Genomic DNA, 14,511 nt, shown 5'->3' with positions numbered 1-14,511 from the left:
CGAATCGCCGTCCCCGAGGTCAGCCGCGCATGACAGTCCCGCCCGCACCCACCGAGCCGAGCACCGCGACCGGCACGACCGGCGCCACCGGTACGACCGGCACCAGCACCGCGACCGGCACCACCAGCGTCGCGGCCACCACCGCAGTCACCACCGCAGTCACTGCCGACGCCACCGTGGCCGCCAGGGCCACCACCACGGCCACCGGCGAGTTCGCGCCGCTGACCGTCGGCCCGATGCGGGTCTGGCCGCCCGTGGTCCTGGCGCCGATGGCCGGCATCACCAACGCGCCGTTCCGCACCCTCTGCCGCGAGCAGAGCGGAGGCAAGGGCCTCTACGTGTCGGAGATGATCACCACCCGGGCCTTGGTCGAGCGCAACGCCAAGACCATGCAACTGATCAAGTTCGACCCGAGCGAGAAGCCGCGCTCGATCCAGCTGTACGGCGTGGACCCGGTGACCGTCGGCAAGGCGGCCCGGATGATCGCGGACGAGAACCTCGCCGACCACATCGACCTCAACTTCGGCTGCCCCGTCCCCAAGGTGACCCGTAAGGGCGGCGGCTCGGCGCTCCCGTACAAGCGCAACCTGCTGCGCGAGATCCTGCGCGAGGCCGTCTCCAACGCGGGCGACCTGCCGGTCACCATGAAGATGCGCAAGGGCATCGACGACGACCACCTCACCTATCTGGACGCCGGCCGGATCGGTGCCGAGGAGGGCGTCTCCGCGATCGCCCTGCACGGACGCACCGCCGCCCAGCACTACGGCGGCACCGCCGACTGGTCGGCGATCGCCCGGTTGCGCGAGGCCGTCCCGGCGGGGATCCCGGTGCTCGGCAACGGGGACATCTGGTCGGCGGACGACGCGGTGCGGATGATGCGCGAGACCGGCTGCGACGGTGTGGTGGTGGGCCGTGGCTGCCTGGGCCGGCCGTGGCTGTTCCGGGACCTGGTGGCGATCTTCGAGGGCGAGGTGGACTACGCCCGCCCGACCTTCGCCGATGTGGCGCGGGCGATGGTCCGCCACGCGCAGCTGCTCGGCGAGTGGCTGGGCGACGAGACCCGCGGCGTGATCGACTTCCGCAAGCACGTCGCCTGGTACACCAAGGGCTTCTCGGTGGGCTCGGAGCTGCGGGTGAAGCTGGCGAACTCGTCCTCGTTGGCCGAACTGGCCGAAACCCTGGCCCTGGTGGAGCAGTCGCAGAGCTGGCCGGCCGGTGCCGACGGCCCGCGGGGGCGGACCAGTGGCAACAACCGCGTGGTTCTGCCGGAAGGCTGGTTGGACGATCCGTACGACTGCGCCCGACCGGGCGAAGACGCCGAATCGGACACCTCTGGCGGATGATCTGTACGGGGTGGCGAAGACAGCCCTCTCGGGCCCCTGGCCACTCCGTACCAGCCCTCTTGGCCACTCTGGACAAGAGGGCTCCTTTTTGGCATTGAAATATCACGGAGCGAGCACGTTTCTGGACGCAGTGCGACGATGGGCGGAGTCGGGCTACGCCCGATCGGTGAGATGTGTCCGTGACGCTTGCCACATGCCCCGCATGACCGAGAGGTCCGACAGGACGAAATGAACAAGTCGGAGGCGGATCGCTTCCCGAAGGGGGGCGGCGACGGATCGACACTGAGGGTGCAGGAAATCAAGCCGGGCCGTCAGGTCGGGTGCCCGGTGGCTACCGTGTGTTCCGGATATGTGATCTTCCGGTTTCTCCGCCTTCAAGACTTGAACGCTTGCTAGCGTCATCCGGACGATTTCGCCTCCAGAGGTGAACACCATTCGATGCATTCGATCTAGCGGGTTAGCTGCTGCTCCTGGCCACGTACGGCCTATTGGCGGCGCAGAAGTGCCTTCGAAATGGGTATGTTCTCCGGCGTCAGGGCAACCGTGCGCGAGGAGACCGACCCGTGGCGTCCCAGCAGAAGTTTGTTTACTCCTTCACTGAAGGAAACAAGGACCTCAAGGATCTTCTTGGCGGCAAGGGCGCGAACCTGGCCGAGATGACGAACCTGGGCCTCCCCGTCCCTCCGGGGTTCACGATCACCACCGAGGCGTGCAAGGTCTTCCTGGAGACCGGTACCGAGCCCACCTCGCTGCACGAGGAGATCAGCGCCCATCTGGACGCGCTCGAGCAGACGATGGGCAAGCAGCTCGGCCAGCCCGACAACCCGCTGCTCGTCTCGGTGCGTTCGGGCGCCAAGTTCTCCATGCCCGGCATGATGGACACCGTCCTGAACATCGGCCTCTCGGACGCCTCGGTGGCCGGCCTGGTCGCGCAGTCCGGCAACGAGCGCTTCGCCTGGGACTCCTACCGCCGCCTGGTCCAGATGTTCGGCAAGACCGTGCTGGGCGTCGACGGCGAGCTGTTCGAGGAGGCCCTGGAGGAGGCCAAGCACGCCAAGGGCAGCACCAGCGACCTCGACCTCGACGCCGCCGACCTGAAGCAGCTGGTCGAGGTGTTCAAGGGCATCGTCGAGCGCGAGACCGGCCGGGCCTTCCCGCAGGACCCGCGCGAGCAGATGGACCTCGCCATCCACGCCGTCTTCCACTCCTGGAACGGCGACCGGGCCCGGCTCTACCGCCGCCAGGAGCGCATCCCGAACGACCTGGGCACCGCGGTCAACGTCTGCACCATGGTGTTCGGCAACCTCGGCGAGGACTCCGGCACCGGCGTCGCTTTCACCCGCGACCCCTCCACCGGCGCCCAGGGCGTCTACGGCGACTACCTGTCCAACGCCCAGGGCGAGGACGTCGTCGCGGGCATCCGCAACACCCTGCCGCTGTCCGAGCTCGAGAACCTCGACAAGAAGTCGTACGACGAGCTCATGACGATCATGCAGACGCTCGAGAACCACTACCTCGACCTCTGCGACATCGAGTTCACCATCGAGCGCGGCAAGCTCTGGATGCTGCAGACCCGGGTCGGCAAGCGCACCGCCGCGGCCGCCTTCCGCATCGCCGTCCAGCTGGTCGACCAGGGTCTGATCGACCTCGACGAGGCCCTGATGCGGGTCACCGGCGGCCAGCTCTCGCAGCTGATGTTCCCGCGGTTCGCCCCCAACTCCGAGTCCAAGCAGATCGCCAGGGGCCTCGCCGCCTCGCCCGGCGCCGCGATCGGCAAGATCGTCTTCGACTCCTACACCGCGGTGAAGTGGTCGCGCTCCGGCGAGAAGGTCATCCTGGTCCGCCGCGAGACCAACCCGGACGACCTGGACGGCATGATCGCCGCCGAGGGCATCCTCACCTCGCGCGGCGGCAAGACCTCGCACGCCGCCGTCGTCGCCCGCGGCATGGGCAAGACCTGTGTCTGCGGCGCCGAGGAGCTCGAGGTCGACACCAAGCGCCGCCGGATGACCACCGCCGACGGCCTGGTGCTGGAGGAGGGCGACGTCGTCTCGATCGACGGCGCGACCGGCCGGGTCTACCTCGGCGAGGTACCCGTGCTCCCCTCCGCGGTGGTGGAGTACTTCGAGGGCACCCTGCACGCCGGCGCCGACGTCCAGGGCGGTCTGGTCCAGGCCGTGCACCGGCTGATGTCCCACGCCGACGTCCGCCGCCGCCTCGCGGTGCGCGCCAACGCCGACAACTCCGAGGACGGCTCGCGCGCCCGCCGCTACGGGGCCCAGGGCATCGGCCTGTGCCGCACCGAGCACATGTTCCTCGGTGAGGAGCGCCGCAAGGAGGTCGAGCACCTGATCCTCGCGGACAACGACAAGGACCGCGAGGCCGCGCTCTCCACCCTGCTGCCGCTGCAGAAGGGCGACTTCCTGGAGCTGTTCCAGGCGATGGACGGACTGCCCGTCACCGTCCGCCTGCTCGACCCGCCGCTGCACGAGTTCCTGCCGGACATCACCGAGCTGTCGGTGCGCGTCGCCCTCGCCGAGGCCCGCAAGGACCCGAACGAGAACGACCTGCGCCTGCTCCAGGCGGTGCACAAGCTGCACGAGCAGAACCCGATGCTCGGCCTGCGCGGTGTCCGCCTCGGCCTGGTCATCCCCGGCCTGTTCGGCATGCAGGTCCGTGCCATCGCCGAGGCCGCCGCCGAGCGCAAGCTGGCCGGGGCGGACCCGCGTCCCGAGGTCATGATCCCGCTGGTCGGCACCGTCCAGGAGCTGGAGCTGGTCCGCGACGAGTGCGAGCGCGTGCTCGCCGAGGTCTCCCAGTCCACCGGCGTCCAGCTGGACATCAAGCTCGGCACCATGATCGAGCTGCCGCGCGCCGCCGTGACGGCCGGCCAGATCGCCGAGGCCGCCGAGTTCTTCTCCTTCGGCACCAACGACCTCACCCAGACGGTCTGGGGCTTCTCCCGCGACGACGTCGAGGCGTCCTTCTTCACCGCCTACCTGGAGAAGGGCATCTTCGGGGTCTCGCCGTTCGAGACCATCGACCGCGACGGTGTCGGCGCGCTCGTGAAGCACGCCGTCGAGGCCGGTCGGGCCACCCGCCCCGACCTCAAGCTCGGCGTCTGCGGCGAGCACGGCGGCGACCCGGAGTCGGTGCACTTCTTCCACGAGGTGGGGCTGGACTACGTCTCCTGCTCCCCCTTCCGGATCCCGGTGGCGCGGCTGGAGGCCGGCCGCGCCGCCATCGAGACTGCGGGCAGCGACTCGCGCTGAGTGCCGGGGGCTCGTCATGAGCCCCTCGGCACGGTCGAATCGCTGACCGTGTCCCCTCCATCGGGGAGGGGCGTACACCGGAGCTCGGCGCAGGAGAACCGGCGTACGTGAAGCGGCCGGGGCGGGAACGGACAATGGCGTCCGTACCCGCCCCGGCCGCATGCTTTTCCCTCCCGGCCCCGCCCCCGAGGACCCGACCCGCACCGAGGCCCCGCCCCGTCCGGCCGGACCCCGCCCCGGACCCCACCCCGGACCCCACCCCGGACCCCACCCCGGGCCCCACCCGGGCCCGCCGCCCTCACCGCCCACGGCCGGGCGACCGGGTGCCCGATGTGGTACCGACCACGCGTGTGGCTGGCCCGGCCCCGGCCCGCCGGCTGCCAAGCTGGGCCCATGACCAGCAGAAACCGCCTGTGGACCGCTCTCGCCGCGCTGATCTGCGTGCTCGCCGCCGCGGTCGGCTACCTGCTCTCGGACGGCACCGGCGACAGCGCGCCCAGGACCGCCGCGACCGCCGCCTCCACCCCCGGCCCGACCGCGGCCTCGACCGGCCCGGTGGCGCCGAAGCCCAGCGCGCCCCGGCCCTCGGCCCCCGCCACCCCGCCGGCGACGGCCGCCGGCACCGGCTGGGTGCCGACCGACCCGGCGTTGGCCGACGTCTGCCGCACCAGGCTCCCGGACCAGGCCCGCGACACCCTCGGCCTGATCGCCAAGGGTGGCCCCTACCCCTACCGCTCGGACGGCATCGTCTTCGAGAACCGGGAGAGCCGCCTCCCGCGCAGGACCTCGGGCTACTACCACGAGTTCACCGTCGTCACCCCCGGCTCCGGCGACCGGGGTGCCCGCCGGGTGGTCACCGGGGGCTCCGGCGAGCAGTACTGGACCGCGGACCACTACTCCACCTTCCAGGAGATCGACTCCCGCTGCTGAGGGGCGGGGGCCGGCCCGGGCTGAAAGTGCTTTCCGCCGGGGGCTTCATGCCGCGATTCCGTGCCCGTCGAACTGTCCGCGGCCGAGGCGCTGGGCCTCGCCGCCGGAGCGCGTGCCGCCGCCCGGGCACCGCAACTGGCACCGCGGCTGGTGCCCACCCGGTACGGCGCCACCTTCGCGGTGGGCTTCTCGCTCTACGGCTTCGGCCTCGGCTACGCCCGATGGGCAGACATGGGCCGACATGGGCCGGCTGTCCGGCTGTCCGGCTTGCCGGGTGTGGCCTCGCGGTGGTCGGCGGCGCCCTGGGGGCCGTTGTGGCCCGTCGCGGCGGCGTGGCGAGGAGCTGGACGTCCGGTCTCGGCGGGCCGATGACCCGCGGGGTGGTGCTGGACTTCGGCGGAGCCCTCGTGGTGGCCTCCGCCGTCCGCCTGCTGGGTGCCGATCCGCGGGGGACGTTCGGCAGCGCCGGCGTCACGGCCGGGGTGCTGTTCCGGCCGGCGGTGGCGCGCGTGAACGCCCGGATCCGCCGCGAGGCGGAGGGCGCCTGATGTCGGGGCCCGATCTGCTGCTCCAGCATCCCACCCGGCTCACGGTGGTGGCGTTCCTCGGCGGTCGCGTCGAGGCCGAGTCCTCCGCCGTCGAGGACTACTGCCAGGTCTCCGACCCGGTTCTCGGCAAGGCGGCGAGGGCGCTGGAGGAGGCCGGCCACCTGTCGGCGAAGAAGGGCTGCGTCGGCAAGCGTCCACGCACCTGGCCGGCCGCCGCCCGGGCTGGTCGCCGGGCGCCCGCCGACCATCCGGGCGTCGTCCTGCAGCAGTTGGCGGCGGCGGCCGAGGCGGCCGGACGGGGGACGGGCGAGCGGCGGCCATGACCCGCCGGGCCGCGAGACCCAACCGCGTGACCGGGCCGCGAGACCCAACCGCGTGACCGGACCGCGAGACCCAACCGCGTGACCGGATCGCTCCGGCACGTCACCGGGCCCGCCGCCAGGTGACGCGGCGATGGGGCCCGTGCGGACCGGCCGTGAGCAGCACGGCCAGCTCGTGCAGCACCGGCCCCGGGTCGCGGCGCAGTTGGACCGGGGTGGTGCGGACGACGGGGAGTCCGGCGGCGGTCAGCCGGTTGGCCCGGGCCAGGCTCCGCTCGTGGTCGGCCGGACGCAGGTGCCAGGCCCGGGAGTCGATCTCCAGGGCGACGCAGGACTGCGGCCAGTACGCGTCCGGAACGGCCAGGAACCGCCCGTCCAGGAAGAGCACCGGGTTCCAGAGCGGTTCGGGGAGTCCGGCGCGGCGCACCGCGTCCCGGGCCTCGCCCTCGACCACCGACCGCACTCCGGCCGACAACTCCTCCACCACCCCGGTCAGCCCGGTCAGTTCGCGGGCGTCCGGCCGGGCGAGCAACTGGTCCAGCAGCTCGCCGAGTTCGCAGTGCCGCCGCTGGACGGCCTCGGCGCAGAGCGCGCGGAACCGGCGCCGCCCGCTCTCCCGGGGCGCGAGGTCGGCCAGGGCCCGGGCGACCGAGGTGCTCCAGAGCCCGTCGTCGCGCTCGAAGCCGCCGGGCATCGCCCCGCCCGCGCGGTGGATGCGGACGAACTCCCGGTCGGCGACCCGTCGCCGACCGGGGATCAGGACGTCCACCTCGGCGAGGTCCGCCGGGTGCCCGGCGGAGGGGAGGCCGGCGTCGGCCAGTACCGCCGCCCCGGTGAGCAGCACCTCCCCGGCCTGCGGCGCGGGCCGCCCTTTGGGACCCGCGTAGGCGAGTGCGGCCCGCAGCCGCTGATGCGGGGTCAGCCGGCCGGTCTGCAGGCAGATCACCCGGGGCAGCACCCGCTGCCACGGTCCACCGGGCCGCAGCCGGTGCGCGATGGTCCCGGACGGCACTCCGAGTCCACGCAGTTGGGCATGGGTGACGATGTGCTGCTGGTCGGCGCCGACCAGCAGCAGCGGACCGACGGCCGGCCGGGTGACGGCCCGCGCGCGAGCGGCGACGGTCGGGCGCGGAACGGCGGCCCCGGCGACGATCGGAGTGGCGGGCGGAGCGACGGGGAGGGTGACGGGCGGAGCGGTGACCGGAGCGGCGAGGGTCATGGCGAGGTGTTTCCCGCCCGGTTCGGATGTATGCGAAATATCGCCCGCCCGGGGCATGACCGGTCAAACCGGGTTGACGTCGCGCCCGTGCGACCGGTGGGCTTGGTGCCCACGATGACGATTCCTCACCCCGGCCCCGCGCTCGACGCGCTCCAGGGCCTCTCCGTCGGCGACGCCCTCGGCGCGCAGTTCTTCGTTCCCGCCACCGCGCGGACCCACCCCGCCGCCCGTACCACCCCGCCCGGCCCGTGGCCGTGGACGGACGACACCGAGATGGCGTGCTCGGTGTACGCCGCGCACACCGAGCGCGGCGCGATCGACGTGTACGACCTCACCCACGCCTTCGCCCGCCGGCACGACTTCGACCGGGGCTACGGCCCGGCCGCCAACCGGCTGCTGCGGCTGGTCCGGGAGGGCGGCGACGCCCGGGAGCTGGCCTCGGCGCTCTTCGACGGCCAGGGGTCGTACGGCAACGGCGCCGCGATGCGGGTCGCCCCGCTCGGGGCGGCGTACGCGGCCGACCCGGCGGCGGCGGTGCGGCCCGCCGTCGAGACGGCGCTGATCACCCACACCCACCCGCAGGCGGTGGACGGCGCGGTCGCCGTCGCGGTGGCCGCGGCCTTCGCGGCCCGGGCCCGCGGTACCCGCCCCTCGCCGGAGGACTTCCTGGAGTCGGTCCTCGGGCTGACCCCGCGCGGCGCCGTCCACGACGGCCTGGCCGAGGCGGTCGCCCTGCTCGCCGAACCGGACCTCACGGTGGCGGCGCGGGTGCTCGGCAACGGCAGCCGGACCAGCGCCGCCGACACCGTCCCGTACGCGCTGTGGTGCGCGGCCCGACACCTCGCCGACTATCCGGCGGCGGTCCGGACGGCGGTGGCCGCCGGCGGGGACGCGGACACCGTCGCCGCGATCACCGGTGGCGTGGTCGCCGCGCACACCGGGACGGCCGGCATTCCCGCGGCCTGGCTGGCCGCCCGGGAGCCGCTGCCCGCCTGGGCCTTCACCGAGCCGGGCAGCGTGTCCGCGGGGCGGGGCCGCGCGGAGATGCTGGTGCCGCGCCCGTGCCCGGTGCCGGACGTGCTGTGGACGGAGGAGCAGTGGCAGCGGCTGCGCACCGGGCCCGGACCGCTGGTCGGGGACAGCCGCATGGCGGTGCGCACCCGGGAGGGCACGCTCCGGCTCTGCGGTCCGGACGGCCACCCGCGGTGGGAGCTGACGGTGGTGCCGGAGCGGGCCGGCCGGCGGCCGGTCTCCGCCGTGGTCGAGGTCTGCCCCGCCCGCGCGCCCGGACCGGACGAGGACCGGGGTACCGGTCTGCTGGCGCGGCTGCTGCGGGCCGCCGTCACCGGTGGGCCGGTCGAGGACTGACACCCGGCCGGATCCGTGCCGGACCCGGTGCGGGTCCGGCACGGTCGCCGAACCATCGGTCCGCGAACCACCGGCCCGAGAAACAGCCCCGGATCCGGAACCGGACCCGAAACCGGACCCGAGGAGCGGCCCCGAAAGCCGAGCCCGGAACCGGACCCGGCCGCGGCCTGCGGAACCGACCTTCCCGGAGGAGTCCTCAGGCCGTGATCAGATGCCCCGCACCGCCGCCGTGTCTAAGGCACTCCTGGTTGATCGCCGGATCCGGGGCGCTCGGCGAGGTCGCGGCGGCGATCCGCAGCTCGATGATGTCCCGCACGGCGGGCCACTCGCTGTCCAGGATCGAGTAGAACGCGGTGGACCGGACCACCCCGTCCAGCCCGCGCGAGTGCGCCCGGCGGACGCCCTCGGCGGTCGCGCCCAGCCGTTCGATGGCGGCCCGCGACCGCAGGTTGCGGGCGTCGGCCCGCAGCGAGATCCGCTGCACGCCCCACACCTCGAAGGCGTGCCGCAGCATCAGCAGCTTCGCCTCGGTGTTGATGCCGGTGCCCTGGGCGCGCGGCGACAGCCAGGTGTTGCCGATCTCGGCGGCGTCCGGGACGGCCGTGGCCGGGTCGCCGAACGGCACGCCGGGAACCGGCGGCCAGACGAGCGGCCCCTGCCAGTAGTCGAGTTCCAGGAACCGGGTGGAGCCCACCACGCGGCCGTCGGCCTGGTTCACCGTCGCGAACGGCAGCGACCGGCCGGAGGCTTGGTCCGCCAGGGCACGCGCGATGTACTCCCGGGCGGCTTCCAGCCCGTGCGGGACGGGAGTGAAGGCGTAGGTCGTACGGTCCTCGGCGCCGGCCTGGGCGAGGGCCTCGGCATGGTGTGCGGCGAGGGGCTCCAGCCGCACGGTGCGGCCGGTGAGGATGAGAGGTACGGGCACGGAACCTTCGGTCCTTCGGCGGTCGGAGGGTGCTGGCCCGTGCCGGGGTGCGGCGAGGGCCAGCGGAGGACGGTTCGCCCCGCTCCGGAGTGCGCCCACCGGTGCCCGCGCACGCCGGAGGCCGGTCGAGCGGGGCGGGGAGCGGCGGCCCGGAGTCGGGCAGCGCGGTGCCGGAACGGACACGGGTCGACGGACCGGTCCGGCGGGATGAGCGAGGGGACAGTGTGCGTCCGCGATATGGCCGAAGAGGAAACGAGAGCGCGAAGGGAAGCAGGCGGCCAGGTGAAGGCAAGATGCGTCGTGGGTGACTGGCCGAGCACCGGTCCGGGTCGTGATCGACGGCGTTACGGACGACGTGACGACGACGCGACGATGCGAGGCAGCGAGAGGACGATACCCGTCAGAAGGCAATGCGTCACTTCGCGGCACACGAATGGCCGTCGAGGCCGGTCCGGGGCTTGTGGCGGCGACCGTTCGCACCCCCCTGACCAGGGCGTTCCGGGTCGGGTGCGATCATGGTCCGGTCGCGCTCGCGGGGGCGCGCGAGGGCCGGGAACGGGAAACGGGCCCGCCGCGGCGGGAATTCCGGCGGCGTTCCGCACGCTGGACGAGGAGAGCCGGGCAGCAGTCCCAGCGCGGGCAGCCGCGCGGGGCGTGCGCGGCGAACCGCGACGAGGAAAGAAACGGGGTGTGGGTGAGCGGTGCGTGATCCCCAGGCGCTGTACGAGCTGGACCAGCAGGGTGTGGCCGCCGTGGCCGCGGCGAGGGCCGCGCTGGCGGACACCGGTGCCGGCCTGGTGCTGCTCCACCACTTCGAGGGCTTCATGGACGCCGGCGAGGCGGGCGCCCAGGTGGTCGACCACCTGCTGGAGACCGGCGGGCCGCAGGTCGTCGCCCGGTTCGACCACGACCGCCTGGTGGACTACCGGGCCCGGCGCCCCGCGATGCTCTTCGACCGTGAGCACTGGTCGTCCTACGAGCCGCCGGAGATCCTCCTCCAGCTGCTCCACGACGCGGCCGGCGCCCCGTTCCTGCTGCTCACCGGGCCGGAGCCGGACGTCGAGTGGGAGCGTTTCGCCGCCGCCGTCCGGGAGCTGGTCGAGCGCTTCGACGTCCGGCTGGCGCTCGACTTCCACGGCATCCCGATGGGCGTGCCGCACACCCGCCCGGTCGGCCTGACCCCGCACGGCAACCGGCTGGACCTCGCGGCCGGTTACCCGCAGTGGTTCGAGCAGGCGCAGGTTCCGGGCAGTGCCCAGGCGCTGCTGGAGTACCGGCTGGCCGAGGCCGGGCACGACGTGCTGGGCTTCGCCGCGCACGTGCCGCACTACGTGGCGCGCTCGGCGTACCCGGCGGCCGCGGTGCTGATCCTGGAGGCCGTCCAGTCGGCCACCGGCCTGGTGCTGCCCGGCACGCTGCTGCGCGAGCGGGTGGACGAGGTGTACGCCGACATCGAGGAGCAGTTGGCGCAGGGCGACGGCGACCTCCGCTCGGCGATCCGCGGCATGGAGGGCCAGTACGACGCGGTGGCCGGTTCGCAGAGCCGGGAGAGCCTGTTGGCCGAGCCGGTGGACCTGCCGTCCGCGGACGAGCTGGGCCGCCGCTTCGAGCAGTTCCTGGCCGAGCACGAGCGCGGGCCGGAGTAGGCCCCGGAGCAGGGCCGAGCAAGGTTCAGGCCGAGCAAGGAGCAGGCCGGAGCGACCGGCGGGGCGACCCCGGGCGGCCCCGGGCGACGGACAGCGTCGCCCGGGGCCGCCCGCTGTGTCCGGGCGTGCCGCACGCCCGCTGCCGCGGTCTGCCGCGCCGCCGCCGAAATTCCCGGCTCCGGGCGGGAGCGATCGGCACCGCCCGTCCGTTGGGGTCTGCGGTGCCCGGGGGACGGGCCGTCGTAGGGAGATTGCCAGCTGCTCCTACCGGGGGGTTCCCGTGTCACTGTCCGTACGCCCGATCGGCACGCTCGGCGGCGTGTTGAGCGCGGGCCTCGCCGCCGTCCTGGTCGCCGGGTGCTCCGGTTCGTCCGGTTCGGAGACCGTCGCCGCGGCCGCCGCGGGCGGCTCGGCACCGCCGCGCGCCACCGCCACCGGGCCCGCACCGACGCCCACGCCCACGCCCACCCCGACGCCGACCGGGCCGTACGTGGCGCTGGGCGACTCCTACACGGCGGGCCTGAAGATCAGCCCTCAGGTGGGCGAGCCGAAGGGCTGCTCCCGCTCGGCGGTCAACTACCCCTCGTTGGTGGCCCAGGCACTCGGCCTGGCGGGCGAGCGGTTCCGCGACGTCAGTTGCAGCGGCGCCCGGACCGGCGACCTCACCGGCGCCCAGAGCACCGACGGCGGTGTCAATCCGCCGCAGCTGGACGCGCTCACCCCGGCCACCCGGCTGGTGACCGTCGGGATCGGCGGCAACGACGCCGGGTTCATGGAGGTCGTCGGCCAGTGCGCCAAGGAGAACCTGGTGGACGCGATCAAGGGACTGGTCGGTTCGGACCGCGCGTCGGCGCCCTGCCGGGACTCCTACGCGGCCGCCGACGGCGGGGACCAGGTGCAGCGCAAGGTGGACACCGCCGGCGAGCGGCTCGGCGACACCCTCAAGGAGGTCAAGCGGCGGTCCCCGCAGGCCAGGGTCTACGTGGTCGGCTACCCGGCGCTGCTGCCCGCCGACCCGGCGAGCTGCGTGCCGGTGCTGGGATCGACCGTCGCGGGCGGGGACCTCGGCTTCCTGGTGGAGAAGGAACAGCAGCTCAACGCCATGCTCAAGCGCCGGGCGGAGGCTGCCGGAGCGGTGTTCGTGGACCTCACCGGGCCCTCGGCCGGCCACGACATGTGCGCGGGCGAGGCCAGTCGCTGGGTGGAGCCGCCGTTCCCCGCGCACGGCCTGGCGGCGATCCACCCCAACGCCAAGGGGCAGGAGGGCGCCGCCGCGGCCGTCCTCAAGGCGCTGCGGGGCTGACCGGGGCCCGGGCACCCGCTCCGGCGCACCCACCCGCCTGGCCCGCGCACCCGCTCCGGCCCGCCCGCCCGCCCGCCGGGCCCCGGCCCCTCCCGTCCCGCCCCGGCCGCCTCCACGGGCCCGTCGGCGGGCGCCCCAGGGTTCACGCCCCGGCCCGCGCGCGGTCGCGCGCGGCACACTTCGCGTGTCACAGCCGCGGCGTACCGTGAGGGGCATATGGACGACACCGCGCACCGCCTCCCCGCCGCCCCGACCCCGACCCCGTTCGACCGCGCCGCCGAGGCCCGCTGGGTGCCCGAACCGGACAAACGCCCCGGCCGGACGGCGTTCCAGCGCGACCGTGCCCGGGTGCTCCACTCCGCCGCCCTGCGCCGGCTGGCCGGCACCACCCAGGTGGTCGCCCCGATGCGCAGCGACTTCCCCCGTACCCGGCTGACCCACTCGCTGGAATGCGCCCAGGTCGGACGGGAGTTGGGCGCGGCGCTCGGCTGCGACCCGGACCTCGTCGAGACGGCGTGCCTGGCCCACGACATCGGCCACCCGCCGTTCGGCCACACCGGCGAGGAGGCGCTCGACCAGGCCGCCGAAGCCTGCGGCGGCTTCGAGGGCAACGCCCAGTCGCTGCGGATCCTGACCCGTCTTGAGCCCAAGCGCTTCGCCCCGCAGGACGGGACGCCGGCCCGGCTGGCCCCCTGGCCCGGCCGCAGCGTCGGCCTCAACCTGAGCCGCGCCGCCCTGGACGCCGCCACCAAGTACCCGTGGCCGCACGGCGCCCACCCCACCGACCCGGCCTCGCCCAAGTACGGCGTCTACGCCGACGACCTGCCGGTCTTCCGCTGGCTGCGGGCCGGCTCGCCCGAGGGGCGCAAGTGCTTCGAGGCCACCGTGATGGACTGGTCCGACGACGTCGCCTACTCGACCCACGACGTCGAGGACGGCCTCCAGGCCGGCCACATCGACCCGCTCGCGCTGCGCGCCCCGAGCGAGCGGTCCGAGCTGTTCAAGGTCGCCGAGCGCTACGCCCGGGACGCCGAGCCCGAGGAGCTGGCGGACGCCCTGGACCGGCTGCTCGACAAGGACTGGTGGCCCGAGTCGTACGACGGCACCGCCCGCGCCCGGGCCGGGCTCAAGGACCTCACCAGCCAGCTCATCGGCCGGTTCTGCCTGGCCGCCGAACAGGCCACCCGGGCCCGCTACGGCCCCGGCCCGCTGACCCGGTACGAGGCCGAGCTGGTGGTGCCGCGCGAGGTCCGGCTGGAGTGCGCGGTGCTCAAGGCGGTCGCCGTCCGGTACGTGATGCAGCGCGACGAGCAGGCCCAGCTGCGGGCCAGGCAGCGGATCGTCATCGCCGAACTGGCCGAGGTCCTCACCCGGCGCGCCCCCGAGGTGCTGGACCCGGTGTTCGCCGCGATGTACGAGGAGGCGGAGGACGACCGCGCGGCGCTGCGCACGGTGGTCGACCAGATCGCGACCCTCACCGACGCCTCCGCGCTGGCCCTGCACGCCCGGCTGACCGGCCCGGCCCGGTCCTGAGCGGATCCGGGCCCGTGCCGACCGGCCCGGGCCCGCCCCAACCGGCCCTGAGTGACGGTGCCGGTCGGCCAGGTCGGAAGACCCGGCCGCCCCAGTAGACTTCC

General features: G+C 74.1%; 11 protein-coding genes. 9 read left to right on the top strand and 2 right to left on the bottom strand.

Annotation, left to right across the window (positions count from 1 at the left end; all coding sequences use genetic code 11):
* The first annotated feature begins 236 nt into the window (after positions 1 to 236).
* The 5 genes from dusB (at position 237) to ACIQ9P_RS04355 (ending at position 6,416) form a co-directional block, all read left to right on the top strand.
* Positions 237 to 1,343 (top strand): tRNA dihydrouridine synthase DusB, encoded by a 1,107-nt coding sequence (dusB, locus tag ACIQ9P_RS04375; protein WP_402349861.1) that lies wholly within the window; start codon positions 237 to 239, stop codon positions 1,341 to 1,343.
* A gap of 563 nt (positions 1,344 to 1,906) precedes the next feature.
* The gene (gene ppdK, locus ACIQ9P_RS04370) at positions 1,907 to 4,615 is read left to right on the top strand and encodes a pyruvate, phosphate dikinase (RefSeq protein WP_402349428.1); all 2,709 of its coding nucleotides are present in this window, start codon (positions 1,907 to 1,909) and stop codon (positions 4,613 to 4,615) included.
* A 393-nt stretch (positions 4,616 to 5,008) separates the two neighbouring features.
* On the top strand, positions 5,009 to 5,545 hold the full coding sequence (locus tag ACIQ9P_RS04365; protein ID WP_402349425.1) for a ribonuclease domain-containing protein: 537 nt from the start codon (positions 5,009 to 5,011) through the stop codon (positions 5,543 to 5,545).
* A gap of 314 nt (positions 5,546 to 5,859) precedes the next feature.
* Positions 5,860 to 6,093 carry a hypothetical protein gene (locus tag ACIQ9P_RS04360; protein ID WP_402349422.1) on the top strand — a complete coding sequence of 78 codons (234 nt, stop codon included), beginning with the start codon at positions 5,860 to 5,862 and terminating at the stop codon, positions 6,091 to 6,093.
* Positions 6,093 to 6,416, top strand: a complete 324-nt coding sequence (locus tag ACIQ9P_RS04355) for a transcriptional regulator (protein WP_402349419.1) — start codon at positions 6,093 to 6,095, stop codon at positions 6,414 to 6,416. The genes ACIQ9P_RS04360 and ACIQ9P_RS04355 overlap by 1 nt, the downstream gene beginning before the upstream one ends.
* Before the next feature lie 100 nt (positions 6,417 to 6,516).
* Here the strand turns inward: ACIQ9P_RS04355 and ACIQ9P_RS04350 are convergent, their stop codons facing one another.
* Positions 6,517 to 7,632 (bottom strand): hypothetical protein, encoded by a 1,116-nt coding sequence (locus ACIQ9P_RS04350; RefSeq protein WP_402349416.1) that lies wholly within the window; start codon positions 7,630 to 7,632, stop codon positions 6,517 to 6,519.
* Positions 7,633 to 7,746: 114 nt separating this feature from the next.
* On the opposite strand from ACIQ9P_RS04350, the gene ACIQ9P_RS04345 reads away from it, so the two are divergent.
* Positions 7,747 to 9,000, top strand: a complete 1,254-nt coding sequence (locus ACIQ9P_RS04345; RefSeq protein WP_402349413.1) for an ADP-ribosylglycohydrolase family protein — start codon at positions 7,747 to 7,749, stop codon at positions 8,998 to 9,000.
* Between the two features lie 196 nt (positions 9,001 to 9,196).
* Here ACIQ9P_RS04345 and ACIQ9P_RS04340 read toward each other — a convergent pair whose 3' ends face one another.
* Entirely contained in the window at positions 9,197 to 9,925 is a 729-nt protein-coding gene (locus ACIQ9P_RS04340) for a GNAT family N-acetyltransferase (RefSeq protein ID WP_402349410.1), read from the bottom strand.
* A gap of 701 nt (positions 9,926 to 10,626) precedes the next feature.
* On the opposite strand from ACIQ9P_RS04340, the gene ACIQ9P_RS04335 reads away from it, so the two are divergent.
* The 3 genes from ACIQ9P_RS04335 (at position 10,627) to ACIQ9P_RS04325 (ending at position 14,407) form a co-directional block, all read left to right on the top strand.
* Positions 10,627 to 11,571, top strand: a complete 945-nt coding sequence (locus ACIQ9P_RS04335; protein ID WP_402349407.1) for a PAC2 family protein — start codon at positions 10,627 to 10,629, stop codon at positions 11,569 to 11,571.
* Positions 11,572 to 11,851: 280 nt separating this feature from the next.
* Positions 11,852 to 12,874: an SGNH/GDSL hydrolase family protein gene (locus ACIQ9P_RS04330; protein ID WP_402349404.1), complete on the top strand. Its 1,023-nt coding sequence runs from the start codon at positions 11,852 to 11,854 to the stop codon at positions 12,872 to 12,874.
* Between the two features lie 216 nt (positions 12,875 to 13,090).
* Positions 13,091 to 14,407, top strand: a complete 1,317-nt coding sequence (locus tag ACIQ9P_RS04325; RefSeq protein ID WP_402349402.1) for a deoxyguanosinetriphosphate triphosphohydrolase — start codon at positions 13,091 to 13,093, stop codon at positions 14,405 to 14,407.
* The last annotated feature ends 104 nt before the right edge of the window (positions 14,408 to 14,511 follow it).

This window comes from Kitasatospora sp. NPDC094019, from assembly GCF_044764505.1.
Taxonomy (GTDB): domain Bacteria; phylum Actinomycetota; class Actinomycetes; order Streptomycetales; family Streptomycetaceae; genus Kitasatospora.
The sequence above is the reverse complement of the archived record's forward strand: the minus strand, read 5'-3'. Positions and strand labels throughout refer to the sequence as shown.

Bases quoted from the DNA above. Each gene is read 5' to 3' on its own strand.
- dusB (WP_402349861.1), top strand. From the start codon at position 237: ATGCGGGTCTGGCCGCCCGTGGTCCTGGCGCCGATGGCCGGCATCACC.
- ACIQ9P_RS04365 (WP_402349425.1), top strand. From the start codon at position 5,009: ATGACCAGCAGAAACCGCCTGTGGACCGCTCTCGCCGCGCTGATCTGC.
- ACIQ9P_RS04355 (WP_402349419.1), top strand. From the start codon at position 6,093: ATGTCGGGGCCCGATCTGCTGCTCCAGCATCCCACCCGGCTCACGGTG.
- ACIQ9P_RS04350 (WP_402349416.1), bottom strand. From the start codon at position 7,632: ATGACCCTCGCCGCTCCGGTCACCGCTCCGCCCGTCACCCTCCCCGTC.
- ACIQ9P_RS04345 (WP_402349413.1), top strand. From the start codon at position 7,747: ATGACGATTCCTCACCCCGGCCCCGCGCTCGACGCGCTCCAGGGCCTC.
- ACIQ9P_RS04325 (WP_402349402.1), top strand. From the start codon at position 13,091: ATGGACGACACCGCGCACCGCCTCCCCGCCGCCCCGACCCCGACCCCG.